This window comes from Amycolatopsis sp. NPDC004169, from assembly GCF_040610315.1.
In the GTDB taxonomy this organism is placed as follows: domain Bacteria; phylum Actinomycetota; class Actinomycetes; order Mycobacteriales; family Pseudonocardiaceae; genus Amycolatopsis.
In genome coordinates this window covers 81,089-92,729 of the sequence record NZ_JBEXMD010000041.1, presented here as the reverse complement: position 1 = coordinate 92,729, position 11,641 = coordinate 81,089, and the positions used below count along the sequence as shown (strand labels likewise).

The following is an 11,641-nucleotide window of genomic DNA, read 5'->3' as shown; positions in this document are numbered from 1 at the left end:
CGCAGATCACGGGCGGCCGCAGCCGGTTCTGCCCGCCGGAGCAGATCGCCCGCGACGAGCCGTACTGCCTCGGACCGGCCGGTCCGTCCACCGTCGACCGGCTCGTCAGGCGCTCACGCCGGTGAGCGCGAAGAACTCCTGCCGCGTCTTGGGCTCCTCCCGGAGCAGGCCGTGCAGCGACGACGTCACGGTCTGCGCGCCGCTCGCGCGCACGCCGCGCAGCGACATGCACAGGTGCTCGGCCTCGATCACGACGCCGACGCCCTTGGGCGACAGCTGTTCCTGCAGCCAGTCGGCGACCTGCTTGGTCAGCCGTTCCTGCACCTGCAGGTCGCGCGCGAACATCTCGACGACGCGGGCCAGCTTGGACAGCCCGAGGATCCGCTCGCCGGGCAGGTAGCCGACGTGCGCGACGCCGCGGAAGGGCAGCAGGTGGTGCTCGCACAGCGACTGCACCGGGATGCTCTTCGCCAGCACGAGCTCGTCGTAGCCCTCGTCGTTGGGGAAGGTCGTGAGCCGGAAGTCGCGGGGCCGCAGCATTTCCGCGTAGGCGTGGGCGACCCGCCGCGGCGTGTCGCCCAGGTGCTCCGACGTCGGGTCCTTGCCGAGGGCCCGCAACAAGTCGGCGACCGCACGCTCGGCCGCGCGCAGGTCGACGGCGTCGCGGTCGGGGACGACACCGAGGTGCCGCAACGGGACCGGTGCGCTGACGGGTTCGACGGTCACGGGGGCCTCCTTCTAAAATCAAGACGAGCCGACGTTAGAAGCCGGCCGGGGTTTTCGTCAACACTCATTTGTTTTAGAATGCGGTGATGCAGCACCCCCAGGCGCTGGCCGCGGCCGCAGCGCTCGACGAGCCGACCCGGCGCCGGTTGTACGAGTACGTGGTCCGCCGCCCGGAGCCGGTGAGCCGGGACGACGTGGCCGCTGCTCTCGGTGTACCCCGTGCGACGGTCGCGTTCCACCTCGACCGCCTGGTGGACGAGCAGCTCCTGGAGGTCGGTCACGAGCGCCGGACGGGCCGGACCGGGCCCGGGGCGGGCCGCCCGGCGAAGCTGTACCGGCGCTCGGGCAGGCAGGTGAGCTTTTCCCTGCCCGAGCGGCAGTACGAGCTCGCCGGCCACCTGCTGGCGGCGGCGGTGGAGGAGGCCGGCGAAACCGGCGGCTCACCGCGGGAAATCCTCACCGCACGTGCCCGCGCACACGGCGCCGACCTGGCCGCGGGCGGCCGGGACATAGTGAGCACGCTGGAGGAAACCGGCTTCGAGCCGCGCGCGGAAGACGGCTCGGTGGTGCTCGCGAACTGCCCGTTCGACGCGCTCGCCCGGGCCCACCGGCGGCTGGTGTGCGAGATGAACCTGGGCTTGGTCGAAGGCATGCTCGCCGGGGTGGGGGAGAAGAGCTTGCGCGCCCGGCCGGACCCGCGGCCGGGCACGTGCTGCGTCCGCTTGGCCGCGGACTGAGGGACCGAGGCCGCCCCGGGGGCGCGATGCGCTGGTTCGGGCACCTCACCGAGCTGTCCGGCGACCGCGGTGGTCATCGTGCCCGGCGTCGGACGCTCCCGGGGCGGGCTTCGAACCAGCCGAAGGCCGCCCCGGGAGCGGGGTCCGCTACTGCGGCGGCACCTCGCCGAGCCGCCCGACCACCGCGGTCGTGATCGCGCTCGCGCCCAGTTCCGTGCCCGGCTCGAGCCAGGGCTGCTCCGGCTCGGCCCCCGCGATCGTGCGCTCGCCGATGAACGCCCCGGTCGCCGGGTCGATGATCAGCTGGCGGATCTCGTGGCGGTCGTCCAGGCCGAGCGCGATGCCCGTCCGGCCGTCGAGGTTGGCTTCGGCCGCCAGCACCTTGATGCCCGGGATCTTCGCCAGCGCCCGGTACCACTGCGCCCGCAGCTGCGCCGGCATCCGGCCCGCGCGGAGGATTTCGACGCCGAAGTGGAACATCACCGATGGCGTCGAGCCGCGGCCCTTCGTCAGCTGCTGCAGCCTCGCGTAGAGCGCCGCCGGGTCGTGGGGCAGCGCCGCGTAGAACGCCGCGCTGTCCCAGTCCGTCGCGTCGCCGCACTTCTTCGGCGGTTTGGCCTTCGGGAAGAAGTCGCCGCAGCGGCCCTGCCACTGGCCCTGGTCGGTGTCGGTGACCTCCGGCTCCGGGGCCTGCGCCTGCGGCACCGAACCGCCGAGGAACTTCCCGGTCCGCAGGATCCTGCGGGTTTCCTGCCAGAGGTCGTGCTCGTCCGCCGGGATCCAGCGGTCGACCTCCTGCTCCCACAGGTAGGTGTAGCCCGTGGTGTCGCCGGTCTGGACGCCGCGCTGCACCCACGTGTGCTCGGCGACCAGGCGGAACTGCCCGGGCCCGACCGGCTGGTCGGCCGCGCCGACGGTCAGGTCCGCCGCGCGGGTCAGCACCTGGACCGCGGACATGAGCCGGACGTCGGGGGTCGCCGGCTTCGTCGTCGAGCCGGACGGCGGCGCCGCGACCGGCGGTGCCGCGGCCGGCCCGGGTGCCGGAGCGGCCGGGCGCTGCTGGGCGAGCACCACCGTCACCGCGACCACCCCGGCCACGGCGGCCGCGACCGGCAGCGCGAACCGGCGGACGCGCTTCGGGCGCAGGGGGAGCACGGTGCCGGTGTCGAGCTCGGCCAGCAGCCGGGCGCGGGCCGCGGACAGGTCGGCCGGCGCGGTGCGGGCTTCGCGGTGGAGCAGCTCGAGGGTGTCGTCGAGCTCGTTCATTTCGGGTTCTCCTCGGTGGGGACGAGCAGGGCTTGGAGCCGGTGGCGGACGCGGTGCAGGCGCGAGCGCACCGTGCTCGCGGGCACGCCGAGCGCCTCGGCGACTTCGGCCGGTTCGAGACCGGCCCAGGACGTCAGCAGCAGCACGTCGCGGTCCTGTTCGGACAGTGCGGCGAGCTCGGCGGCGAGCACGCGCAGCCGTGCGGCCGCGTCGACCCGGCCGGCGACCGCGGCGTCGTGGTTTTCGGCCGGGCGGTCCTCGACGCCGGCCTTCGCGGTCAGCTGGAACCCGCGGACCTCCTGGCGCACGTGGTTGCGCAGGAGGTTGGTGGCGATGCCGTAGAGCCAGCCGCGGACCGGGGCCCGCTCCGGGTCGTAGCTCGCCCGTCTTCGCAGCGCGACGACGAACGTCTCCGCCACGAGGTCGTCGGCGACGTGCACGCCCACCCGGCCCGCGAGGTAGCCGCGCAGGGGAGGGGCGTACTCGTCGAAGAGCCGCGCGAAGATCTCCCGGGGATCCCGTGCGGCGAGGTCGGGCCGGTCCAGCCGTTCGACGATTCTGGTCACGCTACTGGTTGTCGGGGTCCGCCGCCCGCGTCCCCGTTCGCTCGCCGGGATGAGACGCACGCCACATCCGCGGAACGGGAGAGCCGCCTGCGGACAACAGCCGGTATGCACAGGGCAACCGCGATCCTGGTCGCCGGAACCTGCTCCGCCGCCGTGGCGGCGACGCTGCTGGCGGCCGCGGCGGTCCGGCCACCGGACCCGGCCGGGCCGCCGGCCCCGGCCGTTCCGGTGCTGACCACGAGCGTGGCGACGACGGCGACCGCGGCACCGCCGGAACGGCTCCGCGAGACGCGCCTGCCCGGGGACGACGAGCCGGGAGCCACGCCGTCGTCACCGCGCGGACCGGCATGCCGGCCGGGCCCACCTTCGTGCGCTTCCGTTCGCCCGGCACCGCGGACGTGACCCGGCGGGCTTCGACGGTGGCTCAGACCACTGCGGGAAGGCGAGTCCGGTGACCGCCACGACCCCGGCGGAGACCTCCGGCGCGGCATCGCGGCGGTGAAAGCCCTTTCTCGTCCGCTCGGGTGGTTCCGACGCGGCGCGGGACGTCCGGAAAGCGCTGGTTCGGCGGTACCGTCTCGGGGGTGAGACGGTACGACGTGGAGGGGGCCAGGGTGGTGGACCGGGCGAAGCCGGGGGAGCAGACGAGGACCTCTCCGCCGGGGCCGCGGCAGCCGAGCCTGGCCGACGTCGCCGGCATGGCCGGTGTCTCGCACATGACCGTTTCGCGGGTGGTCAACGAGAGCGGGCCGGTGCGCCCGGAGACCCGCGAGCGGGTCCTCGCCGCCGTGCAGAAGCTCGGGTACCGGCCCAACACCGCCGCGCGGGCGCTGGTCACCGGCCGTTCGGGGACGCTCGGCGTGGTCGCGCTCGAGTCCAACCTCTACGGGCCGGCGAGCACCCTCTACGGCATCGAAAACGCCGCCCGGGAGGCCGGTTACGGCGTCGCCATCTGCAGCGTCAGCCGGCCGGGCCGCACGTCGATCGGGGACGCGGTGGAGAGCCTGCGGCGCCAGGCGGTGGAGGGCATCGTCGTGATCGCCCCGCACGTCACCGCCGGGCGGGCGCTGGCGGCGGCGCCCTCGGACATCCCGCTGGTGGCGGTCGGCGGTGGCGAGGCCGCGCCGGTGCCGGTGCTCTCGGTCGACCAGTACGACGGCGCCCGCCTCGTCACCGAGCACCTGCTGTCACTGGGCCACCGGACGGTCTGGCACCTGGCCGGTCCGGAGGACTGGCTGGAAGCCCGCGACCGCGAGCGCGGCTGGCGCGAGACCCTGGAGGCCCGGGGCCTGCGCGTCCCGGCGGTGGTCCGGGGCGACTGGAGCCCGCGGTCGGGCTACGAGGCCGGCCGGGCGCTGGTCGGCAGGCGCGGGCTCAAGGCGGTGTTCTCGGCCAACGACCAGATGGCGCTCGGCCTGCTGCGGGCGTTCACCGAGGCGGGCATCCGGGTGCCGGAGGACGTGCACGTCGCCGGCTTCGACGACGTGCCGGAGGCGGAGTACTTCACCCCGCCGCTGACGACGGTGCGCCAGGACTTCATCGAGGTCGGCCGCCGCACGTTCGGTCTCCTGGAAGAGCGGATGGCGGGCGGCGACGCCGGGGCCCGGCACCTCGTGCCCGCCGAGCTGGTCATCCGGGAGAGCACCCGCCCCCGCTGATCCCGGCTGTGGCGTTCCGTGGCTGGTCGGCTGTCTGTTTCCGGACATTGTTAGCGTTAACACGACGTCGGCACTGATCCATCTCGGTGTTGCTTCTTGACCACTTCTGTGGAGTCGGCAAAGGATCGTGTTCGATTCTGGTCCGTCGCCGTCCCAGGAGGCCCGCATGCGCCCGGTCCGCCGTGCCCTTTTCCGGACGTTCTTCGCGGCTCTCGCGGGGCTCCTCGCCCTGGCCGGCATCGCCGTTCCGGCGGCCGCGGCCGCGGCACCGAAGCCGGCGCACAGCGTCACCTACGACGGCTACTCCTTCCTGGTCGACGGGAACCGCACCTACCTGTGGTCCGGCGAGTTCCACTCCTACCGCCTGCCCAGCCCCGACCTGTGGCTCGACATCTTCCAGAAGATGAAGGCGGCCGGCTTCAACGCCACCTCGCTGTACTTCGACTGGGGCTACCACTCGCCGAAGCAGGGCGTCTACGACTTCACCGGCGTCCGCGACCTCGACCGGCTCCTGGACATGGCCCAGCAGGCTGGCCTGTATGTCATCGCGCGGCCCGGGCCCTACATCAACGCCGAGGTCGACGGCGGCGGCTTCCCGACCTGGCTGTCCACCACGCCCGGCCACACCCGCAGCGCCGACCCGGTCTACCTCGCCTACTCCGACGAGTGGCAGACGCAGATCGACCGGATCATCGCCCGCCACCAGCTCACCGACGGCACCGGCAGCGTGCTGGCCTACCAGGTCGAAAACGAGTACTACAACGGCAACGCCGACGGCCGCGCCTACATGCAGCACCTGGAGGACAAGGCCCGCGCCGACGGCATCACCGTCCCGCTCGTCGGCAACAACAACGGCACGTTCAACGCCGGCGCCGCCGCGCTCGACGTCGATGCCGCCGACTCCTACCCGCAGGGCTTCGACTGCTCGAACCCGACGCGCTGGAACGGCGTGCCGGACATCAGCTACGACCACGTCCCCGGCAAGCCGCTGATCACCGCCGAGTTCCAGGGCGGCGCCTTCGACCCGTGGGGCGGCCCGGGCTACGAGAAGTGCGCCCAGCTGATCAACGACCAGTTCGCGAACGTCTTCTACAAGCAGAACATCGCCGTCGGCGCGACCGGCCAGAGCTTCTACATGCTGCACGGCGGCACGTCGTGGGGCTGGAGCGCGATCCCGCAGAACTACACCTCCTACGACTACGGCGCGGCGATCACCGAAGGCCGCCAGTTCGACCCGAAGTACAACGAGGACAAGCTGATCGGCTACTTCACCCAGTCCGTCGCCCCGCTGACCAAGACCGACGGGCTGGCCGCCGCGCCGCTGACCGACCCGGCGCTCACCGACACCGCCCGGATCAACCCCGACACCCGCACGCAGTTCCACACCCTGCGCCACAGCGACTCGACGTCCACCGCCACCAACACCGCGAGCGTCGCGCTCGACCTCGCCGCGCACGCCGGCTACACCTACGACGACCGCGCCGCCGAGGTCGCCTACAGCGGCACGTGGAGCCACGTCGGTCCCGAGGTCGACTACACGGGTGGGGACTACCAGCACACGGAGTCCTTCTCCGACACCACCGGCGACAGCGTCAGCATCCCCTTCACCGGCACCGGGATCCGCTGGGTGACGTCGAAGGACGGCAACCACGGCGTCGCCGACGTCTACCTCGACGACGCGAAGGTCGCCTCCGCCGACCTCTACGCGGCGAGCAAGCAGAACCAGATCACCGGCTACGAGGTCCGCGGCCTGCCCGCCGGGGCGCACACGCTGAAGATCGTCGTCTCCGGGCAGAAGAACACCGCCGCCACCGGGTCCTTCGTCGTGGTGGACGCCGTCGACCTGCTGTCCGGCAGCGCGGACTACTACCCGGTCGTGCCGCAGCAGCCCGGCACCGGCATCACGCTGAACGGGCGGCAGTCGAAGATCCTGGTCGCCGGCTACGACCTCGGTGCCACGCGGATGCAGTACTCGACGTCGGAGGTCATGACGTCCGCCGCCATCGGCAACCGGGACATCGCGGTGCTCTACGGGGACCAGGGCGGACCGGGCGAGACGGTCCTGCGGTTCGCGAAGCAGCCGGCCGTGCAGGTCCTCGGCGGCGCCGCGACGAGCACCTGGGACGCCGTCCGCGGCGACCTGCGGCTGAACTACACCCACGACGGGCTGACCCGCGTGCTCGTCACCGCGCCGGGCGCGCGGCCGCTGCTCCTGCTGTTGGCGGACAAGGCCACGGCGGCGACGTTCTGGCGGCAGGACACCGCGGCCGGGCCGGTGCTGGTCCGCGGCACCCACCTGGTCCGGACCGCGGCCGAGCAGTACGGGGCCCTGGCGCTGACCGGCGACACCGGCACCGACGGCACGTTCGAGGTCTTCGGCACCGCGAACACCGTGACGTGGAACGGTTCCCGGGTGCCGGTCAAGCCGACCGCCGGCGGCGGCCTCACCGGGACCGCGCCGACCGCGAAGGCCGTCACGCTGCCCGCGCTGACGGGCTGGAAGCACCAGCAGGAGTCCCCGGAAAGCCGGCCGGGCTTCGACGATTCGGCGTGGCCGGTGGCCGACAAGGACACCACCAACAGCTCGACCGCGCTCGGCACGAAACCCGTCCTGTTCGCCGACGACTACGGCTTCCACACCGGCAACACCTGGTACCGCGGGCACTTCACCGGTGACGGCAAGCAAACGGGCATCACGCTGTCGAGCCAGAGCGGCGGCCCGGCGGGCGCGTTCTCGGCGTGGCTCAACGGCGTCTTCCTGGGCAGCTCGACCAGCCCGCAGCACACGTTCGGCTTCCCGGCCGGTGCGCTGTGCCAGGGCGACAACGAGATTTCCGTGCTGACCGTGAACATGGGCCACGAAGAGGACTACGGCGCCGGCAACGGGAACAAGGCCGCCCGCGGGCTCACCGCGGCCCGGCTGACCGGCACCCCGCTGACGTCGGTGACCTGGCGGCTGCAGGGCGTCCGCGGCGGCGAGACCGGCCTTGACCAGGTCCGCGGGCCGCTCAACACCGGCGGGCTGTACGGCGAGCGCGCGGGCTGGTCCCTGCCCGGCTTCCCGGACCGCGGCTGGGCACCGGCGTCGCTGCCGTCGAAGGACACCACGCCCGGCGTCTCGTGGTACCGCACCACCGCCGACCTCGACCTGCCGCGCGGCCAGGACACCTCGCTCGGCCTGACGATCACCGACGACCCGGCGCGGCAGTACCGCGCGCTGCTGTTCGTCAACGGCTGGCAGCTCGGCCAGTACGTCAACTACCTCGGGCCGCAGCACAGTTTCCCGATCCCGAACGGCGTGCTGAACCCGAACGGGCACAACACGATCGCGGTCGCGGTGTGGAACCTCGACGGCAGCACGGGCGGGCTCGGCAAGCTCGAGTGGACGAACTACGGCAGCTACCGCTCGCCGCTGACCGTCCGGCCGAACGCCTCGCCCGGCTACGACCCGGTGCGGTACGCGATGCCGCCCGCGCCGACCGCCGGGGTGGCGCTCACCGCGCCGGACACCGCCTCGGCCGGGCAGGCGTTCACCGCGTCGGCGACCGTGTCCGTGCCGGCGGGTGCGCCGACGGCGTTCGACGTCAGGCCCACGCTGACCGCACCCGCCGGGTGGGCGGTCGGGGCGGCGGCGCCGGCTTCGGTCCCGCGCCTCGACGGCGGGAGGTCGGCCACGTTCTCCTGGACGGTGACCCCGCCCTCCACTGTGGACACCGCGGCGCTGAAGGTCGCGGTGGCCTACCGGCAGGCGGGCCGCGCGGGTTCGGTGACCGGGGAACGGATCGTCGGCGCGGTACCCCCGGCACCGCCGGCGGGCCAGGTCGCGGTCAGCTCGCTGCCGTTCCTCACCGCCACGAACGGCTGGGGCCCGGTCGAGCGCGACACGAGCAACGGCGAAGCGAGCGCGGGCGACGGCAGGCCGATGACCGTCGGCGGGGTCTCCTACGCCAAGGGGCTCGGCGCCCACGCGGCGAGCGACGTCCAGCTCTACCTGGCGGGCTCGTGCACCCGGCTGACGGCGTCGGTGGGCGTCGACGGCGAAACCGGCACCGGCGGCAGCGTGACCTTCAGTGTCTCGGCCGACGGGGTGACCAAGGTGACCACCCCGGTGGTCCGCGGCGGGCAGCAGGCGGTCCCGATCGACGTCGACGTCACCGGCGCCCAGGTGCTCGACCTCCTGGTGGGCGACGGCGGCGACGGCAACGGCAACGACCACGCGGACTGGGCGCTGCCGACGCTGACCTGCGTCACGCCGCCCGCGCGGTGAGCGCGGGCGCCGGCCGGAGCACGAAGCCGGCGCGGATCTGCCGCCGTTCGCGCCACAGGTGGTACAGCGCGAGCCCGAAGACCACCGAGCCGGCGACGTTCGCGCCGAAGTGCCACCAGACGCGGTAGGTGGTCAGCCCCGGACCCGGGTCCACGAGCCCGAAGAACGTGGACAGCCCGATCGCCCGTGGCGCCCCGAACGCGACCGACAGCGTCAGGACCAGATGCTCCAGGCCGTGCAGGCCCTGCATCCAGACGCCCATCCGTGCCCAGCGGCGGGTGCGCGTGCTCCGCGCGCGGCGGGTGATCACCATGACCCCCGCCAGGCCGGCCAGGAAGAGGAAGTTCCCGGTCAGGTGCAGCAGTTCCATCCCGAACGTGGGCCGGCCCGGCAGCACCATCTGGAGACCCGCGGCCAGGCCGCTGCCCCACGGCGTCATCCAGGCCGGTGCGTTCGGGTGACCGAGCCAGTAGGCGACCTGGGCGAGGTGCTCCTGGACGTGCCCGAGCTGCCCGAGGACGCCGAAGCCGATCACCACGAGCGCACCCCGGTGCACCCAGGGCCGCACCGGTCCGCGGTCGGCGTAGGCCAGGACACCCACCGCCGTCCACATGGCCAGTGCCCAGAGCACCAGCAGCACCGCGCCCGCGGTGTCCCATCCCGACATCGGCATCGCCATGGCCGCCTCCCGTGTCCGTTCCCCCGACGCTAAGCGGCGACCACGCCGCAGGACGTCTCCCGGCGTGCGCCCGGGAACCGGACAAACCGTTACACCGCAACGTTTTTCGGCTCAGGAGAGGACAAGGCGGACGGCCAGCGCGGCGATCACCGCGCTCGACACGAGCGCTGTCGCCAGCCGGCCCCGCCGACCGGTGAGGACCCGTCCGAGCAGTGCCCCGCCTCCGGCGAGTGCGGCTTGCCAGCTGGCCGACGCGGCGAACGCGGCGAGCACGAACACCGCTTGGTCGAGCACGGGGACGGCCGTGCCGGCGCGGCCGCCGACCACCAGCGCGGTGAAGTAGACGACGGTGGCCGGGTTGACCAGCGTGATGCCGAGCAGGCTGACGTAGGCGCGGCCGGGCGCGAGCGGCGTCACCGGCCGGGCGGCCGGCGCGCGGTGGGACCGGATCGCGCGCACCGCGCCGACGGCCGCGAGCACGAGCAGGACGGCCGCCGACAGCAGCCGCAGCGGCCCGGCGACCGGGGCGATCACGCCCGCGATCGCGGCGCCGCCGAGCACGGCGACCAGCGCGTACACCCCGTCGGCGGTGGCGACCCCGAGTGCGGCGGCCAGGCCGGTGCGCAGGGACGTGCGGGCGGTGAGGGCGACCAGGTACGTCCCCACGGCGCCGACCGGGATCGCGATGCCGTAGCCGGCGACGAGGCCGGCGAGCAGCGCCGCGCTCACGGCGCGGGAACGATCGACCCCCGCGGACGGCCGGGCTGCTGCCGGACCGGCGCGGTGGTCGCGGCGGCGGTCGGCAGGAGCGGGGTGCGATACGTCGTCATGCGCAGATCGTGACGCCGGCGCCGGGGGAGGGCAACCGGGTTTTCCAGCCGGTGGGCGCGGGCGAGCTGTGCTTGAATCGGCCCGGGGAGGCACGCGAGCGAGAGAGGGCTTTCACCATGCGGGTCGACCTGAGCGGGAAGACGGCGCTGGTCACCGGCTCCACCCAGGGCATCGGCGCGGCGATCGCGGCGGGCCTGGCGGCGGCGGGCGCGCGGGTCGCGATCAACGGCCGCAGCGAGACCGGTGTCCTCAAGGCCATCGCGCGGCTGCGCGAGCAGGTGCCGGACGCGGAGTTCCTGCCGGCGCCGGGCGACGTCTCCGAGGAGGCGGGCGCGGCCCAGGTGGTCGAAGAGGTGCCGGACACCGACATCCTGGTCAACAACCTCGGCATCTTCGGCCCCAAGGAGCCCCTGGACATCACCGACGCCGAGTGGCGGCACTACTTCGAGGTCAACGTCCTGGCCGCGGTCCGCCTCACCCGCGCCTACCTGCCGGGCATGACCGACCGCGGCTGGGGCCGGATCCAGTACATCGCCAGCGATTCCGCGATCGTCATCCCGGCCGAGATGATCCACTATGGAGTGTCGAAGACGGCGCTGCTGGGCGTGTCCCGCGGGTTCGCCAAGCACGCGGCCGGAACCGGCGTCACGGTCAACGCCGTGATCGCCGGCCCGACCCACACCGGCGGCGTCGAGGACTTCGTGTACGAGCTGGTGGACAAGGACCTGCCGTGGGACGAGGCCCAGCGCGAGTTCATGAGGAAGCACCGCCCGCAGTCGCTCCTGCAGCGGCTGATCGAGCCGGAGGAGATCGCCCACCTGGTGGTGTACTTGAGTTCCCCGTTCGCCTCGGCGACCACCGGGGCGGCCGTCCGCGTCGACGGCGGCTACGTCGACGCGATCGTGCCCTGA

Annotated in this window: 10 protein-coding genes; 5 read left to right on the top strand and 5 right to left on the bottom strand. The window is 73.4% G+C overall.

The genetic code is table 11. The features are described from left to right. Window positions 1–105 precede the first annotated feature (105 nt). On the bottom strand, window positions 106–693 hold the full coding sequence (gene folE, locus ABZX11_RS38435) for a GTP cyclohydrolase I FolE (protein ID WP_217709740.1): 588 nt from the start codon (window positions 691–693) through the stop codon (window positions 106–108). Between the two features lie 119 nt (window positions 694–812). Between folE and ABZX11_RS38430 the strand changes: the two genes are divergently transcribed. Continuing rightward, entirely contained in the window at window positions 813–1,463 is a 651-nt protein-coding gene (locus tag ABZX11_RS38430) for a helix-turn-helix domain-containing protein (protein ID WP_176169885.1), read from the top strand. Window positions 1,464–1,610: 147 nt separating this feature from the next. On the opposite strand, the gene ABZX11_RS38425 is transcribed toward ABZX11_RS38430, so the two are convergent. After that, window positions 1,611–2,729, bottom strand: a complete 1,119-nt coding sequence (locus tag ABZX11_RS38425) for a CU044_5270 family protein (protein ID WP_354922865.1) — start codon at window positions 2,727–2,729, stop codon at window positions 1,611–1,613. Then, window positions 2,726–3,295: an RNA polymerase sigma factor gene (locus tag ABZX11_RS38420; protein WP_354922862.1), complete on the bottom strand. Its 570-nt coding sequence runs from the start codon at window positions 3,293–3,295 to the stop codon at window positions 2,726–2,728. The genes ABZX11_RS38425 and ABZX11_RS38420 overlap by 4 nt, the downstream gene beginning before the upstream one ends. A gap of 105 nt (window positions 3,296–3,400) precedes the next feature. Between ABZX11_RS38420 and ABZX11_RS38415 the strand changes: the two genes are divergently transcribed. The 3 genes from ABZX11_RS38415 to ABZX11_RS38405 all read left to right on the top strand — a co-directional run bounded on the left by ABZX11_RS38415 (window position 3,401) and on the right by ABZX11_RS38405 (window position 9,220). Beyond that, window positions 3,401–3,697 (top strand): hypothetical protein, encoded by a 297-nt coding sequence (locus tag ABZX11_RS38415; protein ID WP_354922859.1) that lies wholly within the window; start codon window positions 3,401–3,403, stop codon window positions 3,695–3,697. 212 nt (window positions 3,698–3,909) lie between these two features. After that, window positions 3,910–4,953, top strand: coding sequence for a LacI family DNA-binding transcriptional regulator (locus ABZX11_RS38410; RefSeq protein ID WP_176177658.1), 1,044 nt, complete (start codon window positions 3,910–3,912; stop codon window positions 4,951–4,953). A 166-nt stretch (window positions 4,954–5,119) separates the two neighbouring features. Continuing rightward, window positions 5,120–9,220, top strand: coding sequence for a beta-galactosidase (locus ABZX11_RS38405; RefSeq protein WP_354922856.1), 4,101 nt, complete (start codon window positions 5,120–5,122; stop codon window positions 9,218–9,220). Here ABZX11_RS38405 and ABZX11_RS38400 read toward each other — a convergent pair. Beyond that, window positions 9,201–9,899 (bottom strand): DUF6008 family protein, encoded by a 699-nt coding sequence (locus tag ABZX11_RS38400; protein WP_354922853.1) that lies wholly within the window; start codon window positions 9,897–9,899, stop codon window positions 9,201–9,203. The two genes, ABZX11_RS38405 and ABZX11_RS38400, sit on opposite strands and share 20 nt — an antisense overlap. A gap of 111 nt (window positions 9,900–10,010) precedes the next feature. Beyond that, window positions 10,011–10,628: a LysE family transporter gene (locus ABZX11_RS38395; RefSeq protein ID WP_354922850.1), complete on the bottom strand. Its 618-nt coding sequence runs from the start codon at window positions 10,626–10,628 to the stop codon at window positions 10,011–10,013. 218 nt (window positions 10,629–10,846) lie between these two features. Between ABZX11_RS38395 and ABZX11_RS38390 the strand changes: the two genes are divergently transcribed. After that, on the top strand, window positions 10,847–11,641 hold the full coding sequence (locus tag ABZX11_RS38390; protein WP_354922847.1) for an SDR family oxidoreductase: 795 nt from the start codon (window positions 10,847–10,849) through the stop codon (window positions 11,639–11,641).

Coding starts and splice junctions, on each gene's coding strand:
- ABZX11_RS38430 (WP_176169885.1), top strand. CDS start 813: ATGCAGCACCCCCAGGCGCTGGCCGCGGCCGCAGCGCTCGACGAGCCG.
- ABZX11_RS38425 (WP_354922865.1), bottom strand. CDS start 2,729: ATGAACGAGCTCGACGACACCCTCGAGCTGCTCCACCGCGAAGCCCGC.
- ABZX11_RS38415 (WP_354922859.1), top strand. CDS start 3,401: ATGCACAGGGCAACCGCGATCCTGGTCGCCGGAACCTGCTCCGCCGCC.
- ABZX11_RS38405 (WP_354922856.1), top strand. CDS start 5,120: ATGCGCCCGGTCCGCCGTGCCCTTTTCCGGACGTTCTTCGCGGCTCTC.
- ABZX11_RS38400 (WP_354922853.1), bottom strand. CDS start 9,899: ATGGCGATGCCGATGTCGGGATGGGACACCGCGGGCGCGGTGCTGCTG.
- ABZX11_RS38390 (WP_354922847.1), top strand. CDS start 10,847: ATGCGGGTCGACCTGAGCGGGAAGACGGCGCTGGTCACCGGCTCCACC.